This window comes from Pseudomonas sp. NPDC085632 (genome assembly GCF_044541255.1).
In the GTDB taxonomy this organism is placed as follows: domain Bacteria; phylum Pseudomonadota; class Gammaproteobacteria; order Pseudomonadales; family Pseudomonadaceae; genus Aquipseudomonas.
The window spans coordinates 300,283-317,984 of record NZ_JBITSX010000001.1; the positions used below are offsets into that span (position 1 = coordinate 300,283).

Here is a 17,702-nt window from a genome sequence, read left to right on the forward strand (position 1 = left end):
TCCTTACTTGGCGGCCATGCGCAAGGCGCCGTCGAGACGGATCACCTCGCCGTTGAGCATGCTGTTTTCGATGATATGCCGAACCAGTGCAGCGTACTCGGCAGGCTTGCCCAGGCGCGGCGGGAACGGCACGCCGGCGGCCAGCGAGTCACGCACTTCCGGGGTCATCCCGGCCATCATCGGCGTTTCGAAAATGCCCGGCGCGATGGTCATCACACGGATGCCGAAACGCGCCAGTTCACGGGCGGCCGGCAGGGTCAGGCTGGCGATCGCGCCTTTCGAAGCGGAATATGCCGCCTGGCCGATCTGGCCGTCGAAGGCTGCTACCGACGCAGTGTTGATGATCACACCGCGCTCGCCGTCTGCGTTCGCCTCGGATTCGGCAATCGCCGCAGCGGCCAGGCGCAACATGTTGAAGCTGCCGATCAGGTTGACGTTGATCACTTGCGCGAAACTGCTCAGCGCATGCGGGCCGTTCTTGCCGAGAATTTTCTCGCCACGGACGATACCGGCGCAGTTGACCAGACCGTTGACGCTGCCAAACGCGGCGACCGTCGCTTGTACCGCAGCTTCGGCGGCGGCTTCGTTGCTGATGTCGGCGACGACACTCTGTGCGCCGAGACGTTGAGCCTGAGCGGCGACCGCTTCGGCGTTCATGTCCACCAGCATCACTTTGGCACCGGCACTGACCAGCAATTCCGCGGTGGCGGCACCGAGGCCGGAGGCGCCGCCGGTGACGATAAAAACCTTGTTCTCGATCTGCATGACTGTATTTCCTGATTCAAGCTGACACGTTATGTGCCGCGGCCTCTTGAGCCTTGGCGATTTCCTGGTTGCGCAAGATAAAGCGCTGCAATTTGCCACTCGGGGTCTTGGGCAATTCGCTGACAAATTCGATTTCACGCGGGTACGAATGCGCGGCCAGACGTTTGCGCACATGTTGACGCAGTTCTTCGGCAAGCTCCGGCGCCGCACGGTATTGCGCGCTCAGCACCACGAAGGCTTTGACCAGTTCGGTGCGCTCCGGATCCGGTTTGCCGACGACCGCCGCTTCGACCACCGCCGGGTGTTCGATCAGCGCGCTTTCCACATCGAAGGGGCCGACGCGGTAGCCGGAGGTGGTGATGACGTCATCGCTGCGGCCGACGAAGCTGATGCTGCCGTCACCGTTCCATTCCACGGTGTCGCCGCTAAGGTAGTAATCGCCGACGAAGGCTTTGGTCGGCGCGCCTTCGTAGCCACCGAACCAGCACATCGGTGATTGCGGCCGGTCGATGGCAAGAATGCCGGGCTGGCCGACACCGAGTTCGTTGTACAGGTCATCGAGCACAACGATGCGATGGCCCGGCGAGGCGAAACCGGCGGCGCCGACGTGAACCGCGTGGTCGAGACCGTGGTGGTTGCACAGCACCATGCCCAGTTCGGTCTGACCGTAATGGTCGTGAATGACCACGTCGAGGTTGTCGGCGAACCAGCGGATCACTTCCGGGTTCAGCGGCTCGCCGGCGCTGCTGACGATGCGCAACTTGCCCTTGATCGACTTGGCGAACTGGTCACCGCCGGCAATCAGCAGACGATAAGCCGTCGGCGAACCGGTGAGGTTGGTGATGCCGTACTTGTTGATCATCCGGCAGGTGCTTTCGAGGGTGAACGGGCCGTCGTAGAAAGTGATTGGGTGGCCCATCGACAACGGGCCGGTCACGCCAAAGTAGATGCCGTAGGCCCAGCCCGGATCGGCGACGTTCCAGAACGAGTCTTCCGGGCGCAGATCGACGGCATCGCGGGTGTAACTCTGGAACGCGACGATGGCTTTGAGCGGTACCGACAGCGCTTTCGACGGACCGGTGGTGCCCGAGGTGAACATCAGCAAAAACGGGTCTTCGCCGCTCAGCAGCACCGGTTCGCAGACGTTGGAATAGTTGGCCAGTTCGGCCCAGAAACTGAAATCGCCACGGACAATGCCCTGACCTTTCGCGCCGCCGACAGTAACGAGGGTTGGGCAATCGGCGACTTCAGCGAGTTTCGGCCGGTTGACCGCATCGGTCACCACGACTTTGGCGCCGGAGCTGTTCAGGCGATGTTCGAGGGCTTTGGGGCCGAACGCGGTGAATAATGGTTGATACACCGCGCCGATGCGCCAGGTGGCGAACACGGTGATGAGCAATTCGATGTTGCGCGGCAGCAGGCCGGCGACTTTGTCGCCCTTCTGCACGCCTTGCGCGAGGAGGAAATTGGCAAAACGCGCGGCTTTGTCTTGCAGATCGCTGAAGGTGTACGTCGCACTGGCACCGTCGCGGCCTTCCCAGAACAAGGCAATGCGCCCAGGCAAGGCATGACGGTCGCAACATTCGACGCAGGCGTTGAGCGCCTCAAGCGTACCGCTGAGCGCGGCATCCACGGTGTGCTGATAGTTGAACTGTGCGGTGGCAGACAAGTAATCGCGCATTGCCAGAATCCCTCTGTGTTTTTATTAGGCCGGGAACCGTAAACAACAGAGGGATAGTCGCGCTGTGGGGCTGCGGCGGCAATGGTCAAAGCCATCAATGTGGCTGACTGGTTTGGCCAAGACTGCTACCACACTCACACTGATCGTTCCCACGCTCTGCGTGGTAATGCAGCCTCGGACGCTCCGCGTCCGCTCAAGAGCTGGAACGCGGAGCGTCCCTTGAGGCATTCCCACGCGGAGCGTGGGAACGATCAAGCGGCGGGAGGTGTTGGATCAGACAACTTCATTGAGGATCAGCGTGCGGTAGTGCCCGGGATTCGACCCCGACCATTTGCGAAACGCCTTGTAAAACGAGCTCGCATCGGCAAACCCCAACCGCGCCGCAATCTCGACAAAACTGATCGAAGGCTCCGCCAGCCAAACGATCGCCAACTCCTTGCGCACACTGTCCTTGAGCCCCTGATAGGTCTGCCCTTCCTCCGCCAGACGCCGGCGCAACGTCGAGGCCGACATGCACAATTGCTGTGCCAAAGCCTCGGTTTCCGGCCATTGCTCAGCCGGCAGTTGCCGCAAATCCTGTTTGATCCGACTGGCCAGGCTCTCCGGGTCGCGGTACTTGACCAGAATGTTGGCCGGGGCGTGAGCCAGAAAGCGTTTCAGCTCCTCGGCCGTGCGTTTGATCGGCAGATCGAGGCAATCGGCAGAGAAAATCATCCGGGTCCGGGGCCGATCAAAACGCAGGTTTTCCGAGAACATCACCCGATAGTCATCGATGAAATCCGGCGCTGGGCAGCGCAGTTCAATGGCCAGAATCGGAATTCGCCGCCCCGCCAGCCAGCAGGCCACACCGTGGACGATCATCCAATAAGTGAAATAAGTGAAGGCGCGCCGCGGTTCGGGGTCATCTTCCAGCAGAACGATTTCCGCCAGACTTTGCTGGTGCACCAGTTGCGCCGGCAGGCGTTCCAGCATCAGTGACAGAAAACTCAAACCCGTGCTCAACCCCGCCGCCAGCGTCGGTTGCGCCAGGGCGCTGCGGCACAGGAACTCCAGGCTGCCGGATTTGAGCTTGCGCGGATCCATGCCGAAAAACTCGTCATCGCCGCGCCGGGCCAGCAGGCGCCAAAGCCTGGCGTACTGCGAGGCCGCCACCCGGCCGTGCCCTGTTTGCAGCAGCGCCGGAGCAATCCCGACCTTGTTCAAGACTTCTTCCGTGGCCACGCCCGGGGCACAACTTTGCAGCAGTGCTTCACGCACCAGTTGAACGGCGATGGTGTCTTTTTCCGACATGGAACGCGGTGGACCTTGTTGTTTTTGAGTGGCAGGCATCTTACCTCAAACACCACAAATCCCATGTAGGAGCTGCCGAAGGCTGCGATCTTTTGATTCCAAAAAAGGAACAAGAGATCGCAGCCTTCGGCAGCTCCTACAGAGTTCCGCTTCACCCGCATGAGAATGGTTGTTCTTTAACTTGTTCAGCTACTGTTCAGGTTTGTGTCAATGATTGTCATGTGAGAATGGTTGTCATTATGTTACAACTTGTAACCTCTTCAAATGACTTGTTGGATACCGAATGCTCGTTCCTTTTCTGATCATGCTGCGCGAAGGCATTGAAGCCGCGCTGATCGTTGGCATCATTGCCAGTTACCTTCAGCAAACTGGCAGAGGCCAGTGGATGCCTGCGGTGTGGATCGGGGTTTTCCTTGCCGCGGCCCTCGCCCTTCTGGTCGGTGGAGGCCTGGAACTGGTCAGCGCCGAATTCCCGCAAAAGCAGCAGGAATTGTTCGAAGGCATCGTCGGCCTGGTGGCCGTGGGCATTCTCAGTTCCATGGTGTTCTGGATGCGCAAGGTTGCGCGCTCGATCAAGCATTCGCTGCAAGCCTCGCTGGATCACGCGTTGACCTCTTCAAAGCATCAGGTCATTGCGCTGATCGCCATGGTCTTCTTCGCCGTCGCCCGTGAAGGTCTGGAAACGGTGTTCTTCCTGCTCGCCGTGTTCCAGCAAAGCGAAGGCCCGAGCGCGCCGATCGGTGCCCTGCTCGGCCTGATTCTGGCGATTATCGTCGGTTTCCTGATCTACAGCGGCAGCATGCGCCTCAACCTTTCGGCGTTTTTCAAATGGACCGGGTTGTTCATTCTGGTGGTCGCCGCCGGGATTCTCGCCAACTCGGTGCAGGCCCTGCATGAAGCCGGGCTGTGGAATCACCTGCAAACCGTGCTGTTCGACTTCAGTGCGACGCTGCCGATGGACGGCCCGCTGGGCTCGGTGCTGGCCGGCATGTTCGGGTATCAGGACACGCCGACCGTCAGCACCCTCGGCGCGTATCTGATTTATCTGGTGGTGGCGCTGGTGATGTTTTTCTATCCCGCCGCGCCGGCGACCCCCAAAGCCGCCAAATCGTCTTCAGTTTCCAGCCAATAAGGGCATTCATGTCAAAGCCTAATACTCCTCAGGCCTCCCCTCCCCGCGCCTTGCGCTGGGCCGTGGCCGGTTCGGTGGTGGTGATGTTCGCCGCCGGTGGACTGTTTTATTACGCCTCGAAAATGGCCGCGGCCAAGCGTCAACACAACCACGATGAAGTGGTGGTCAACATTCATCCGGGCAGTTGCGAACCCAACGCGCTGACCGTGCCGGCCGGGCGCGCCAGTTTCCGTATCGTCAACCGCTCCGAGCGCGCCGTGGAATGGGAAATTCTCGACGGCGTGCTGGTCGTCGAAGAACGCGAAAACATCGCTCCCGGCCTGAGCCAGGTGATCAACGCCAACCTGCAACCCGGCGATTACGCGATCACCTGTGGCTTGCTGAGCAACCCGCGCGGCACCCTGCACGTGACGCCGACGGCTGCGTCTGATGCCGCCGCCAAGGCCAAACCGTCGATGGTCGCCTTCGTCGGGCCGCTGTCGGAATTCCGCGTGTACCTGGCCAGCCAGAGCAGCGCGCTGATCAAAGCTGTGACCGCGCTTAATCACGCGATTGAAAGCGGTGATTTGAGTCAGGCTCAAGCGCTGTATCTGCCGGCCCGAGCGGCTTACCAACGTCTGGCCCCAGCTGCTCAGCGTCTGGCGGAACTGGACAACAGCATCAACGCTCGCGCCGATTACTTCGAGAAACGCGAGCAGGATCCCGCCTTCGTTGGTTTCCACCGCCTCGAATATGCGCTGTTCCAGCAACGCAAACTCGGCGAGCTGACACCTGTGGCCCAGCGCCTGCTCGGCGACGTCACCACGCTCAAACAGCAACTGCTCGCGCAGAGCCTGCCACCCGAGCAACTGGTCAGCATCATCGTGCGCAACCTCAACACCCTGGCCGATGTCCGCGCCGCCAGTGGTGAAGAAGAACGCTACAGCCACAGCGACCTCAACGGTTTCGCCGCCAACGCGCAAACCGCGCGCAAAGTCGTCGATCTGCTGCGGCCGATGCTGACCAAGTCTGCCGCCGACCTGCTGCCGAAAATCGACAAGGCACTGGCGGACTTCGACAGCGAACTCAACCGCTACAAGATCAAGGACGGCTACGCCAGCTACGACTCCGTCAGCGGCGAACAACGCAAGCAGATCGCCGACAAGGCCCAGGCTCTGGCCGACGCACTGGATGGCATCGATCCCGCCCTCGGCCTTTCCGGCCTGTAAGCAGAAGACGAATTCCCGATGAAAGATCTAGAAACGCTCAACCTGCAACGTCGCCGTGTCCTGATGGGCATGGGCGCCGCCGGTGTCGCACTCGCCGGGTCAGCCCTGAGCTGCCCGGCCATGGCCGCCGCGCCGGCGCAAGTCACCGAAGCGCCGAGCAGCGACAAGACTGAAGACCGCCACGATTTCCACGGCGTGCACCAGACCGGCATCGTCACCCCGCGCCCGGCCTCGGGCATGCTGGTTTCATTCGACGTGCTGGCCAGTGATCGTGAAGATCTGGAGCGGCTCTTTCGCACGCTCAACGAGCGCATCGTGTTCCTGATGAAGGGCGGCCCGGTCGCGCAGATCGATCCGAAACTGCCGCCGCCGGATTCCGGCATCCTCGGCCCGAACGTCACGCCGGATAACCTGACCATCACCGTTTCCGTCGGCGAGTCGCTGTTCGACGAGCGCTTCGGTCTGGCCGAGGCCAAGCCCAAGCGCCTGATGCGCATGGTCGGTTTTCCCAACGATGCGCTGGAAGCCGATTGCTGCCACGGCGACTTGAGCTTGCAGTTCTGCTCCAACACCACCGACACCAACATCCACGCCCTGCGCGACATCGTCAAAAACCTTCCGGACCTGCTGCTGGTGCGCTGGAAACAGGAAGGCAGCGTGCCACCGCAAGCCCCGGCAAAACCCGGGGTGCCAGCGCAATCGGCGCGCAATTTCCTGGGGTTCCGCGATGGCTCGGCCAATCCGGATTCCAACGACGGTAACGCCATGGATCGTCTGGTCTGGGTGCAACCGGGCAGCGATGAACCGGCCTGGGCCGCGCACGGCAGTTACCAAGCGGTGCGGATCATCCGCAACTTTGTCGAGCGCTGGGACCGCACGCCGTTGCAGGAACAGGAAAGCATCATCGGCCGGGTCAAGACCACCGGCGCGCCGATGGGTGCGCAGCATGAGACTGAAGTTCCGGATTACAGCAAAGACCCGGAAGGCAAGCTGACCAAACTCGACGCGCACATTCGCTTGGCTAACCCGCGCACTGCCGCGAGCCAGGCGAACCTGATCCTGCGCCGGCCGTTCAACTATTCCAACGGCGTGAACAAGAACGGACAACTCGACATGGGCCTGCTGTTCATCTGTTACCAGGCCGATCTGGAAAAAGGCTTTATCACCGTGCAGACCCGCCTCAACGGCGAGCCGCTTGAGGAATACCTCAAACCGGTCGGCGGCGGTTACTTCTTCACCCTGCCGGGTGTCACCGGCGACAAGGATTTCATCGGTCGCTCGCTGCTCAACGCCACATAACCGAAAACAGCTGCCTAAAACAACATCCCAACACTGGAGCCGCCCCCATGAAAAAGACGCCACTCGCGCTATTGCTGACCCTTGGTTTGCTCAACACCCCGCTGTCGGCATTCGCCGCGACGGCACCGCTGGATCTGGTGGGGCCGGTTTCGGACTACAAGATTTACGTTACCGAGCAATTGGATGAGCTGGGTAGCCACACCCAGCAGTTCACCGACGCCGTGAAGAAAGGCGACCTGGCCACCGCGCAAAAGCTCTACGCACCGACCCGCGTTTACTACGAGTCGATCGAGCCGATTGCCGAGCTGTTCAGTGACCTCGATGCGTCCATCGACTCGCGCGTCGACGACCACGAGAAAGGCGTGAAAGCCGATGACTTCACCGGTTTCCACCGCATCGAATACACGCTGTTCTCGGAAAAAAGCACCCAGGGCCTGAACGAGCTGGCAGACAAGCTCAACAGCGACGTCAAAGACCTGCAAACCCGCGTCGCCGGCCTGACCTTCCCGCCGGAGAAAGTCGTCGGTGGTGCTGCTGCGCTGCTGGAAGAAGTGGCCGCGACCAAGATCTCCGGCGAAGAAGACCGCTACAGCCACACCGACCTGTATGACTTCCAGGGCAACATCGACGGCGCGAAGAAAATCGTTGACCTGTTCCGTCCGCAGATCGAGAAGCAGGACAAGGCTTTCGTAGCGAAGGTCGACAAGAACTTTGCCACCGTGGACAAGATTCTGGCCAAGTACAAGACCAAGGACGGTGGATTCGAGACTTATGACAAGGTGAAGGATAACGACCGTAAAGCGCTGGTCGGGCCGGTGAATACACTGGCGGAAGACTTGTCCACGTTGCGTGGCAAGCTGGGTCTGAACTAAGTTTATTTAGCGTCCAAGCGGACTCCATCGCTGGCAAGCCAGCTCCCACAGTGTTCTCGGTCATTCACAAATATTGTGTACACCAAAGAACCTGTGGGAGCTGGCTTGCCAGCGATGGCATTTTCAGCGGTGCTAAAGAATCCGGTACAGCAACCGCTCAATCCGCACCCGACTCACGCGTTTGAGAAACTTGGCCACCGCGCCCGGGTACTCCGGCAGCGTCTCCAGACTCTGAAAGCTGTCGATCCGCGTGGTATGGCGGAAAATCTCTTCCAGTTCCTTCGCCCGCGGCTCCAGCCATTCACCTTTCGGGTCATCAATCAGCAGCGCGTTTTCCAGATCCAGGCGGAACGCCCGTGGATTGAGGTTGTTGCCCGTCAGCAGCGTATAACGCTGATCGATCCACATACCCTTGAGGTGATAGGTGTTATCGCCGTCACGCCACAAATGCAGGTTCAACTGACCGCTGTCGATGTTGCGCTGATGGCGCTTGGCAAAGCGACGCAGGCTGATCTCGTACAGGTACGGCAACGCCGCGATCACTTTGAACGGCTCGCTCGGCGGAATGTAGAAGTCGTTGGCAGTCTTGTCACCGACGACGATATCGATCTTCACGCCACGGGCCAATGCGCGGTTGATCTCGCGGATCACCCCCAGCGGCAGATTGAAGTAAGGCGTGCAAATGGTCAGCTGCTTTTGTGCGCTGGCGATCAACTCAAGAATCGCCCGGTTCAACGGATTGTTCTTGCCGACGCCGAGCAACGGCGTCACCGACAGACCGTCTCTGGCGGTGCTGCCCGTGGCCGTGTCGTACGTTGCATATTTGAGGCGGCTGCGCAGATCGCCGATGTCGTTGCGCAAACTGCGCGTGGTCGGCAGGTTCGGCAGATCGAGACGGTGCACGGCTTTCGATTCGATCAGGCCATGCTTGACCAGGTGATGCATCGAGTCGGCCAGTTCGTGGCTTTGCAGGACGTGATAACGGTCGAAACGGTACTTGTCGAATTTGTGCAGGTAGACGTTGTTCAGGCTGGCACCGCTGTAGACCACGCAGTCGTCGATCACAAAGCCTTTCAAATGCAGCACACCAAACAACTCGCGGGTCTGCACCGGCACGCCGTACACAGGCACTTCGCTCTGGTGCGTGCGGGTCATTTCCTGATACCACGCTGAATTGCCCGGCTGTTTGCCGGCGCCGATCAGCCCGCGCTGGGCGCGCAACCAATCGACCACCACGGCGATTTCCAACTCGGGACGCTTGAGCTTGGCGGCGTGCAAGGCATCGAGAATTTCCTGACCGGCTTCGTCTTGCTGCAGATAGAGCGCGACGATGTAGATGCGCTGGGTCGCCGTGGCGATTTTCTCCAGCAGGCAACGACGGAACTCGGCGGCGCTGGACAGAATGGTCACGGCCTCGGCGGTCAGCGGAAAGCTGCGCAATTTGGGCAGCAAGGAACGTTTGAAAAGCAACGGCATAGGGCTCGCAATGGGTCGAATCCGAAGAACCCGAGAGCTTACACCATCGCATCCTTCGGGTCTTGTCAGTGTCTGTAATGGCCCCTTCGCGAGCAAGTTCGCTCCCACATTTGAAATGCATTCTCCTGTGGGAGCGAGCTTGCTCGCGAAAGCGATTTCACCAGCAATAAAAATACCCGCTTGACCAAGGAGAACAATCGTTCTACTGTTTGCCACATGAACGAAATCACTAGCAATAACACACGCGACATCATTCTGGATGTCACCGAAAAGTTGATCTACAAAAGTGGCATCGCTGCCACCAGCATGGACCTTCTGGTGAAAACCGCCGGCGTCTCCAGAAAAAGTATTTACCGTTACTTTGCCGACAAAGACGCACTGACCGTCGCCGCCCTGCAACGCCGTGACATCCGCTGGATGCACTGGTACCGCAGCGCTGTCGATCAGGCCGAAACCCCGGCCGATCGCCTGCTCAACCTGTTTACCGCGCTCAAGAGCTGGTTCGCCTCGGAAGGTTTTCGCGGCTGCGCGTTCATCAATACCAGCGGCGAGACCGGCGATCCACAGGACCCGGTGCGGCTAGTGGCCAAAGAACACAAACAGAAGCTGCTCGACTACGTGTGCGAGCTGTGTACCGAACATGGCACCGAGGACCCGCAACTGCTGGCCAAACAGCTGCTGATCCTGATTGACGGTGCCATTACCGTAGCGCTTGTGATGGGTGATCACAGTGCCGCCGATAATGCGCAATGCATGGCGCGAAAGTTATTGGACCTGTAACGCCTTAATAAGCCGGACTTGTTGTTCAATTATTAATTAGATCGGGAGACTGAACATGTCTACTGCAGCCCAGGTACGTCCGCCATTGCCGCCCTTCAGCCGTGAATCGGCCATCGAGAAAGTTCGACTGGCCGAGGATGGCTGGAACTCCCGCGACCCGGAACGGGTATCGCTGGCTTACACCCTCGACACCCAATGGCGTAACCGCGCCGAATTCGCCAACAACCGCGAAGAAGCCAAGGCCTTCCTCACCCGCAAATGGGCGAAAGAGCTGGATTATCGTTTGATCAAGGAGCTGTGGGCTTACTCGGATACCCGCATCGCCGTGCGTTACGCCTATGAATGGCACGATGATTCGGGTAACTGGTTCCGCTCGTACGGCAACGAAAATTGGGAGTTCGACGAGCAAGGCCTGATGTTCCAGCGCTATGCGTGCATCAACGACATGCCGATCAAGGAAAGCGAACGCAAGTTCCACTGGCCGCTGGGCCGTCGCCCGGATGATCACCCAAGCCTGTCCGACCTGGGTCTCTGACAATCGACCCTGTAGGAGCTGCCGAAGGCTGCGATCTTTTAATCTTGATCCTAAAAAACAAAATCAAAAGATCGCAGCCTTCGGCAGCTCCTACAGGGGATTTGTGGGTGTTCAGGCAGCAGCGGCAGTCTTTTCGGCCTCCAGTTCGCGAACGAGCGGCAACACTCGCTCGCCGAAATACTGCACCTCTTCCTGAAAGTGCAGAAACCCCGCCAGCACCAGATCCACCCCCACCGCTTTCAACGCCACGATCCGCTCGGCAATCTGCCGCGGCGTACCAATCAGATTGGTCTTGAAGCCATCGTTGTACTGCACCAGATCCTCAAACGTCGATTTCGCCCAGTTGCCCTCACCTTCCGGCGATGCCCTGCCCGCCTGTTTTGCCGCGTCGCCAAATGCATTCACTGCCTCTGGATCGGCCTGATCGATGATCTGCGCAAGCACGGCCCTTGCCTCTTCTTCGGTATCACGGGCGATGACAAACGCGTTGACGCCAACTTTCACCGAATGATGATTCGCCGCTGCTTTGGCACGAATATCGTCAACCTGCGCCTTGATCCCTTCAACGCTGTTGCCATTGGTGAAATACCAGTCCGAAACCCGCGCAGCCATGTCCCTTGCCGCGCGGGAACTGCCGCCCTGGAAAATCTCCGGACGGCCCAGTGGTTTTGGTTTCAGGCTGTAATTGTCGAAGCGGTAGAAGTCGCCGCGAAAGGTGAAGTTGTCCTGGCTCCACACGCCGCGCAGCGAGCGAATGAATTCTTCGGAGCGACGATAACGCTCGTCGTGCTCCAGCCAATGCTCGCCGATGGCCTGGAACTCGCCTTTGAACCAGCCACTGACGATATTCACCGCGATACGGCCATTGGTGAGTTGATCAATCGTCGCCAGTTGCTTGGCCGCCAGGGCCGGTTGCCACGGGCCGGGCAGGATCGCTGCAATCACCTTGAGTGTGCTGGTGGCCGCGAGCAACGCGTGGCTGAACGCGACGGACTCGTGCTGGAACTCGGCGCCATAACCGGCGGTGAAACGTATCTGCGTCAGTGCATATTCGAACCCGGCCGCCTCGGCGAGCTGCGCCAGTTTGCGGTTGTAATCGATGCCCCAGTCGGTGCGTTGTTCGATCTTGCTGACCACCAGCCCACCGCTGACGTTCGGCACCCAGTAGGCAAATTTCACGGCTTGCTGACTCATTGGCGTGTCCTCGGGACATTTGTGGAGATGGAAGTGGTAGAGCAGCAAGCGTGCCAGCCTGGAAATGCCCGATTTTGTTGGGTTTCGGAGTGGCGTTGATGTTTTGTGGAAGGGGGATTTGTTGGCAGGTTGTTGTGTGGGCAACAGTTGGTTTATTTGTTGGCGCGACTGTCCTCATCGCTGGCAAGCCAGCTCCCACAAGGATCAGGGTGAACAATGATCTTGAGTACAACGTAAAAACCTGTGGGAGCTGGCTTGCCAGCGATGGCGTCAGACGGGTCGCCGCAAAACTTGGAAATGAGTAAGATGACCGCCCTCCCCGCAGCCAAATCTGCGCCCTGCCGAATAAGCCGATTCCATGCCTTTCGAACTCAGCGTTGACCTCACCACCCTCGCCATCCTGGCCTTTGTCGCTTTCATTGCCGGTTTCATCGATGCCATCGCCGGTGGTGGCGGCCTGTTGACCACACCAGCGTTGCTGACCGCCGGTCTGCCACCACATCTGGTGCTCGGCACGAACAAATTGAGTTCGACCTTCGGTTCAGCGACCGCCAGTTTCACTTTCTACAAACGCAAGCTGTTCCACCCGCGACAATGGACCCACGCCATCGTCGGCACACTGGTCGGCGCACTCACCGGTGCTGTCGTCGCTCATTACCTACCGGCGGAATGGCTGAACAAAATGCTCCCGGTGATCGTGTTCGCCTGCGGCCTGTACCTGTTGTTCGGCGGCACACCGAAAGCGCCACTGGACAGCGACGCCCCGATCAAAAAGAAATGGCAATCGAGCCAAGGCTTCAGCCTCGGTTTCTACGACGGCGTTGCCGGCCCTGGCACGGGCGCATTCTGGACGGTCAGCAGCCTGCTGCTCTACCCGATCGACCTGGTCAAGGCCAGTGGCGTGGCGCGTAGCATGAACTTCGTCAGCAACATTGCGGCGCTGTCGGTATTCGTGTTTTCCGGGCAGGTGGACTGGATCATCGGCCTGAGCATGGGCCTGTCGGTGATGGTCGGCGCGTTCTTTGGCGCGCGCACCGCGATCAGCGGTGGCGCCAAGTTCATACGCCCGGTGTTCATCACCGTGGTGTTGGGTTTGACCGTGCGCCTAGCCTGGCAGCACTGGTTCAGCGTGGCCTAAGCGCCGCGCCACGTAGACGTCGATCAGGTAACGGGCAATCGACTTGGATGCCGGCAACGGCGGCAGGTCGTGCACGTTGAACCACTGGGCGTCTTCGATCTCGTCTTCCTGACAGACAATCTCGCCACCGGCGTACTCGGCATGGAAGCCGAGCATCATCGAGTGCGGGAACGGCCAGCACTGACTGCCCATGTACTGAATGTTCTTCACCTCGATCTGCACTTCTTCACGCACTTCCCGAATCAGGCAATCCTCGGCCGACTCGCCAGGTTCAGCGAACCCGGCCAGCGTGCTGTAAACCCCGGTGACGAAACGCGGTGAACGCGCCAACAGAATCTCGTCGCCACGGGTGATCAGCACGATCATGCTCGGCGAAATACGCGGATAACTGCGCAGGTCGCACGGCTGGCAATACATCGCCCGCTCACGCGGCACCTGCGTCATCGCCTGGCCGCAATTGCCGCAGAAGCGATGCTCACGCGCCCAGGTGCCAATCTGCGCGGCATAACCGAGCACTTTGTAGAGCGTATGATCGCCGTCGAGCATGAACGCCCGCAGGCCTTTCCAGTTACAACCCGGCACCTCGCTGGCGCTGCGCAGCTCAAGCAGATACACCGGCTCGCCATCGAGATGGCCGATGCCATGCTCGGCGAGGATCGACAAGTCCTGACGCTTGAGCCATTCCCGTGGGAACAGCGCGCCGTTGTCGTCGAACAGAAAGCCTTCCGGGCTGCGCGCCACGGCCCAGCCGCCCGGTTGATCAGTGTCCAGTACTGCAGTGGTCCAGCGAGATGTCATGGTTTCTCAGTCCAGGAATTCGGGTTTCTGTTTGCTCATATGGGCGGCCATGGCCACGCGCAAGTCGGTGGATTGCAACATGGCGGCGTTCCAGGTGGCAACGTATTCAAGACCGTCGTCGATGCGATGGTCGCGCATGTAGCTGATCATCTCCTTGGTACCGGTGACCGCGATCGGCGACTTCGAAGCGATCTCCCGGGCGATATCCAGTACGCCTTCGAGGAGCGCGTCCTTGTCGCTGTAGACGCGATTGACCAGACCGATGTTGCGCGCCTCTTCAGCGCCGAAAGTGCGACCGGTGTAAGCCAGTTCACGCAGCATGCCGTCACCGATGATCCGTGGCAACCGTTGCAAAGTGCCAACATCGGCGGCCATGCCGATGTCGATTTCCTTGATCGAGAATTGCGCGTCTTCGGCGGCGTAACGCATGTCGCACGCGGCGATCAGGTCGATGGCGCCACCCAGGCAATAACCTTGAATGGCCGCAAGCACCGGTTTGCGGCAGTTGTCGACGGCATTGAACGAGGCTTGCAGGGTGAGGATCTTGCGGCGCAGCAGGCGCGCGTTGCGGCCGACGTCCTTGCCCAATTCATTGGCGACGCCGGCGAGCATCATCAGATCGATGCCGGAAGAAAAATGTTTACCGTTGCCGCTGAGCACCACCACGCGCACTTCGTCAGTGTCGTCGATCCACTGGAAGATCTCGACAATCTCGCTCCAGAACGCCGCGTTCATCGAGTTGATCTTCTCCGGGCGATTGATCTGCACATGGGCGATGTTGTCGGCCAGTTCGACGCTGAAGGCGGAGTATTGAGTCATGGCAGTGATCCTTTACCGGGCAGAAAATGAGGCCCGAACTATAACAAGGCATCACAGTGGCGGTTCGGCCAAATGCGGGACTGCAGCGCGCGTTCTCTGTAGTGTTTGCACAAGCCGATTATTTGGCCAAACGCCGCAGCCCAAACAACATCCCCCCTGCCCCCAACAACATCGCTGCCAGAAACAACGGATAGGAAACCCACCACGGCGTCCCCGCCGTCATCATGCTGAACTCCGACATCCCGCCAATACTGGCAATCAGGTTCAACGGCAGAAACACCACGTTGATCAGCGTCAGTTTGCGCAGCAGGTTGTTCATGCTGTTGTTCATCAGATTGCCCCGCGCATCGATCAAACCGGAAAACACCGTCGAGTAGATTTCCGCTTGCTTGTAGCACTGGTTGTTTTCGATGATCAGGTCGTCGATCAGGCCGAGCGCTTCACTGCCAAAATGCTGTTTTTCGGCATGATTGCGCAGGCGCGTGAGGACCGCGCCGTTGCTGTGCAGCGCGTTGATGTAATAGATCAGGCTTTCGCTGAGGTTGAACATCTGCACCAGGTGCTGATTCTGCATCGAGGCGTTGAATTTCTGCTGCAGTTCGCGGGCGACCAGTTTGATCACCTTCAGGTGCCCGAGGTAGTGATGGATGTTGTTGAACAGCAAGTCGAGCAACACATCCAGCGGCGTGTTCAACGGCTGGCGGGTGCCGAGGCCGTGCAGCGGTGTGTCGTCAGTGGCGATCACCAGCAATTGTCCCGGCGCGAACAACAATCCGCAGGATGACACCTCAAATGCCAGACTGCCGCCACCGGAGTAGTTTTCCGGACGCTTCCAGATCAGGAACAAATGGTCGGGATGGAACTCGATGCGCGACACCTCGTCCGGGTCCAGCGCGGACGCCAGTGCATGTTCATCGACCTTGAAGTGACTGTGCAGCAAGTCGCGCTCGGCGACATCGGGGTTGCTGAACAGCATCACCTCGGCGTCCAGTCGCTCGACCCTCTGCAAGGCGCCGTGGCTCAGTGCGAAGCTATTGATCATCGGCGCGTCACCAGGCCTGGCCGCGACGCTTGAGTTCCAGGCGCCGCACGAACTCCTCCAGCACCAATGAGTAAAGATCGTCGTGCAAATAAGCGTCTTCAATACCGGCGTCGAGATTGGGGTTGTCGTTGACTTCGATCACCACCACTTTGTCGCCGGCCTGCTTCAGATCGACACCGTAGAGGCCGTCACCGATCAGGTTGGCGGTCTTTACCGCCAGTTCAACCACCGCACGCGGCGCCTCGTGGATCGCCATCGTCCGGCATTCGCCGTTGACGTCCTGGCCTTTGGCCTTGTGGTTGTAGATCTGCCAATGCCCCTTGGACATGAAGTATTGGCAGGCGAAGATCGGTTTGCGATTGAGCACGCCGATGCGCCAGTCGTACTCGGTGTAGAAAAACTCCTGAGCCAGCAGCAACACCGAGTGCTCAAACAGTTCGGCAGTGGCGTCGAGCAAAGCCTGCTGGCTTTCTACCTTGATCACACCACGGGAAAAACAACCGTCGGGAATCTTCAGCACGAGCGGAAAACCGAGGCGCTCGCCCACTCGCTCGAAGTCTTCGGGTCGCTCCTTGTAGAGAATTTCGGTGGCGGGCATCCCCAGTTGATGACTGTTGAGCAGATCGGTCAGGTAAACCTTATTGGTGCAGCGCAGGATCGACGTCGGGTCATCCATCACCACCAGCCCTTCACTTTCGGCCTTCTTGGCGAAGCGATAAGTGTGGTTGTCGACGCTGGTGGTTTCGCGGATCAGCAAGCCGTCGTACTCGGCGAGACGTGCGTAATCCTTGCGTTCAATCAGTTCGACGTCGATCCCCATGGTTTTACCGACCCGGACGAAATTCGCCAGTGCCCTGGCGTTGGACGGCGGCAACGCCTCCTGCGGATCGTGCAATATTGCCAGGTCGTAGCGCGCCACTTGCGGCGAGCGCGGCACACGCCAGACTTTACGACTGAAACCGTCCAGCGCATTGGCAAACTGATCTTCCTGATCATCGCGCAACTTGTGCAAGGCACCGGACTTTATGCCTTCGATGTGCCAGCCGTTAGTTCTACGAAACTCAACTAACAGAATCGGGCAGGGAAACACTTCAAACAATTGCCGGGCCAGATCCTGTAATGGCTCAATATGAGTTCGCCCAAAATACAAGGTCAAAGTAAAGCCTTCGGTATCACTGTAGAGATGATGACTGAGGGCTTTCTCCAGGGTTTTATCGAGATCGTCCAGCGCCAGGCCGTAAAGTGATTTCTTCGTCAGTTCACTAATGGTACGCACCGACGGGATCACCTTGTGTCCCCGAGCTTCGGCGAGCAGCGAGCAATAGTAACCGTGGCCCAGGTACTTATAGCTGCGGCACAGGTTGATCACCTGCATGCGCTTGCCCGGCTCGCTGTCACAGCTGTGCTCGAGGTACTCCTGCGCCGTCAGGATGTCTTCGCTGGGGAAATATGAGGCCCAATCTTCCTTACGCTCGACAATAATCAACACCTGACTGGATGTTTTAATTGCTGACTTTAAATAAGTTGCCGCCGGCAAACTTTGCTCGGATACTTCGCGCCAATGACCCTGTACCGCTGACATAGAGATTGATCCGTTGGAGAACAAGACCTTTTCTATTAAGCACGAAGTTTTTCGAAAGTCTCGTTTCGTTACGCAACTTTTACGGTGGTCA

The 17,702-nt window shown here is 59.2% G+C and carries 16 protein-coding genes; 7 read left to right on the forward strand and 9 right to left on the reverse strand.

Translation table 11 applies throughout. The features are described 5' to 3' along the window. Positions 1 to 3: 3 nt before the first annotated feature. The 3 genes from ACIF4X_RS01270 to ACIF4X_RS01280 form a co-directional block, all read right to left on the reverse strand. Entirely contained in the window at positions 4 to 765 is a 762-nt protein-coding gene (locus ACIF4X_RS01270) for an SDR family NAD(P)-dependent oxidoreductase (protein ID WP_397480604.1), read from the reverse strand. A gap of 16 nt (positions 766 to 781) precedes the next feature. Beyond that, positions 782 to 2,446 (reverse strand): AMP-binding protein, encoded by a 1,665-nt coding sequence (locus ACIF4X_RS01275; protein ID WP_397480605.1) that lies wholly within the window; start codon positions 2,444 to 2,446, stop codon positions 782 to 784. Between the two features lie 273 nt (positions 2,447 to 2,719). Then, on the reverse strand, positions 2,720 to 3,736 hold the full coding sequence (locus ACIF4X_RS01280; RefSeq protein ID WP_397480712.1) for an AraC family transcriptional regulator: 1,017 nt from the start codon (positions 3,734 to 3,736) through the stop codon (positions 2,720 to 2,722). Between the two features lie 283 nt (positions 3,737 to 4,019). Between ACIF4X_RS01280 and efeU the strand changes: the two genes are divergently transcribed. Genes efeU through efeO (ACIF4X_RS01300) form a run of 4 tightly spaced genes read left to right on the forward strand, consistent with a single transcriptional unit; the run spans position 4,020 to position 8,247 of the window. After that, entirely contained in the window at positions 4,020 to 4,868 is an 849-nt protein-coding gene (efeU, locus tag ACIF4X_RS01285; RefSeq protein ID WP_397480606.1) for an iron uptake transporter permease EfeU, read from the forward strand. Positions 4,869 to 4,876: 8 nt separating this feature from the next. Continuing rightward, positions 4,877 to 6,076, forward strand: a complete 1,200-nt coding sequence (gene efeO / locus ACIF4X_RS01290) for an iron uptake system protein EfeO (protein ID WP_397480607.1) — start codon at positions 4,877 to 4,879, stop codon at positions 6,074 to 6,076. An 18-nt stretch (positions 6,077 to 6,094) separates the two neighbouring features. Continuing rightward, positions 6,095 to 7,375, forward strand: coding sequence for an iron uptake transporter deferrochelatase/peroxidase subunit (gene efeB / locus ACIF4X_RS01295; RefSeq protein WP_397480608.1), 1,281 nt, complete (start codon positions 6,095 to 6,097; stop codon positions 7,373 to 7,375). A gap of 47 nt (positions 7,376 to 7,422) precedes the next feature. After that, positions 7,423 to 8,247, forward strand: a complete 825-nt coding sequence (efeO, locus tag ACIF4X_RS01300) for an iron uptake system protein EfeO (RefSeq protein ID WP_277757771.1) — start codon at positions 7,423 to 7,425, stop codon at positions 8,245 to 8,247. Between the two features lie 132 nt (positions 8,248 to 8,379). Here the strand turns inward: efeO (ACIF4X_RS01300) and pssA are convergent, their stop codons facing one another. Continuing rightward, the gene (pssA, locus tag ACIF4X_RS01305) at positions 8,380 to 9,723 is read right to left on the reverse strand and encodes a CDP-diacylglycerol--serine O-phosphatidyltransferase (RefSeq protein WP_397480609.1); all 1,344 of its coding nucleotides are present in this window, start codon (positions 9,721 to 9,723) and stop codon (positions 8,380 to 8,382) included. A 216-nt stretch (positions 9,724 to 9,939) separates the two neighbouring features. Here pssA and ACIF4X_RS01310 point away from each other — a divergent pair, with 216 nt between their 5' ends. Beyond that, complete coding sequence (locus tag ACIF4X_RS01310; RefSeq protein WP_397480610.1) at positions 9,940 to 10,503, forward strand: TetR/AcrR family transcriptional regulator; 564 nt, start codon at positions 9,940 to 9,942, stop codon at positions 10,501 to 10,503. Between the two features lie 55 nt (positions 10,504 to 10,558). After that, positions 10,559 to 11,038 carry a nuclear transport factor 2 family protein gene (locus tag ACIF4X_RS01315; protein ID WP_105706580.1) on the forward strand — a complete coding sequence of 160 codons (480 nt, stop codon included), beginning with the start codon at positions 10,559 to 10,561 and terminating at the stop codon, positions 11,036 to 11,038. Between the two features lie 111 nt (positions 11,039 to 11,149). Here the strand turns inward: ACIF4X_RS01315 and sfnG are convergent, their stop codons facing one another. Further along, entirely contained in the window at positions 11,150 to 12,232 is a 1,083-nt protein-coding gene (gene sfnG, locus ACIF4X_RS01320) for a dimethylsulfone monooxygenase SfnG (protein WP_397480611.1), read from the reverse strand. Positions 12,233 to 12,590: 358 nt separating this feature from the next. Between sfnG and ACIF4X_RS01325 the strand changes: the two genes are divergently transcribed. After that, complete coding sequence (locus ACIF4X_RS01325; protein ID WP_397480612.1) at positions 12,591 to 13,370, forward strand: TSUP family transporter; 780 nt, start codon at positions 12,591 to 12,593, stop codon at positions 13,368 to 13,370. Here the strand turns inward: ACIF4X_RS01325 and nudC are convergent. The 4 genes from nudC to ACIF4X_RS01345 all read right to left on the reverse strand — a co-directional run bounded on the left by nudC (position 13,338) and on the right by ACIF4X_RS01345 (position 17,611). Then, positions 13,338 to 14,168 carry an NAD(+) diphosphatase gene (gene nudC, locus ACIF4X_RS01330; RefSeq protein WP_397480613.1) on the reverse strand — a complete coding sequence of 277 codons (831 nt, stop codon included), beginning with the start codon at positions 14,166 to 14,168 and terminating at the stop codon, positions 13,338 to 13,340. The genes ACIF4X_RS01325 and nudC overlap by 33 nt on opposite strands. A gap of 6 nt (positions 14,169 to 14,174) precedes the next feature. Continuing rightward, entirely contained in the window at positions 14,175 to 14,987 is an 813-nt protein-coding gene (locus ACIF4X_RS01335) for a crotonase/enoyl-CoA hydratase family protein (protein WP_397480614.1), read from the reverse strand. A gap of 118 nt (positions 14,988 to 15,105) precedes the next feature. After that, positions 15,106 to 16,029: a magnesium transporter CorA family protein gene (locus ACIF4X_RS01340; protein WP_397480615.1), complete on the reverse strand. Its 924-nt coding sequence runs from the start codon at positions 16,027 to 16,029 to the stop codon at positions 15,106 to 15,108. A 7-nt stretch (positions 16,030 to 16,036) separates the two neighbouring features. After that, the gene (locus ACIF4X_RS01345) at positions 16,037 to 17,611 is read right to left on the reverse strand and encodes a RimK family protein (RefSeq protein ID WP_397480616.1); all 1,575 of its coding nucleotides are present in this window, start codon (positions 17,609 to 17,611) and stop codon (positions 16,037 to 16,039) included. Positions 17,612 to 17,702 lie beyond the last annotated feature (91 nt).

Bases quoted from the DNA above. Each gene is read 5' to 3' on its own strand.
- ACIF4X_RS01315 (WP_105706580.1), top strand. From the start codon at position 10,559: ATGTCTACTGCAGCCCAGGTACGTCCGCCATTGCCGCCCTTCAGCCGT.
- ACIF4X_RS01270 (WP_397480604.1), bottom strand. From the start codon at position 765: ATGCAGATCGAGAACAAGGTTTTTATCGTCACCGGCGGCGCCTCCGGC.
- ACIF4X_RS01325 (WP_397480612.1), top strand. From the start codon at position 12,591: ATGCCTTTCGAACTCAGCGTTGACCTCACCACCCTCGCCATCCTGGCC.
- efeO (WP_397480607.1), top strand. From the start codon at position 4,877: ATGTCAAAGCCTAATACTCCTCAGGCCTCCCCTCCCCGCGCCTTGCGC.
- ACIF4X_RS01275 (WP_397480605.1), bottom strand. From the start codon at position 2,446: ATGCGCGATTACTTGTCTGCCACCGCACAGTTCAACTATCAGCACACC.
- ACIF4X_RS01345 (WP_397480616.1), bottom strand. From the start codon at position 17,611: ATGTCAGCGGTACAGGGTCATTGGCGCGAAGTATCCGAGCAAAGTTTG.
- nudC (WP_397480613.1), bottom strand. From the start codon at position 14,168: ATGACATCTCGCTGGACCACTGCAGTACTGGACACTGATCAACCGGGC.
- pssA (WP_397480609.1), bottom strand. From the start codon at position 9,723: ATGCCGTTGCTTTTCAAACGTTCCTTGCTGCCCAAATTGCGCAGCTTT.
- ACIF4X_RS01280 (WP_397480712.1), bottom strand. From the start codon at position 3,736: ATGTCGGAAAAAGACACCATCGCCGTTCAACTGGTGCGTGAAGCACTG.
- efeB (WP_397480608.1), top strand. From the start codon at position 6,095: ATGAAAGATCTAGAAACGCTCAACCTGCAACGTCGCCGTGTCCTGATG.
- efeU (WP_397480606.1), top strand. From the start codon at position 4,020: ATGCTCGTTCCTTTTCTGATCATGCTGCGCGAAGGCATTGAAGCCGCG.
- ACIF4X_RS01310 (WP_397480610.1), top strand. From the start codon at position 9,940: ATGAACGAAATCACTAGCAATAACACACGCGACATCATTCTGGATGTC.
- ACIF4X_RS01340 (WP_397480615.1), bottom strand. From the start codon at position 16,029: ATGATCAATAGCTTCGCACTGAGCCACGGCGCCTTGCAGAGGGTCGAG.
- efeO (WP_277757771.1), top strand. From the start codon at position 7,423: ATGAAAAAGACGCCACTCGCGCTATTGCTGACCCTTGGTTTGCTCAAC.
- ACIF4X_RS01335 (WP_397480614.1), bottom strand. From the start codon at position 14,987: ATGACTCAATACTCCGCCTTCAGCGTCGAACTGGCCGACAACATCGCC.
- sfnG (WP_397480611.1), bottom strand. From the start codon at position 12,232: ATGAGTCAGCAAGCCGTGAAATTTGCCTACTGGGTGCCGAACGTCAGC.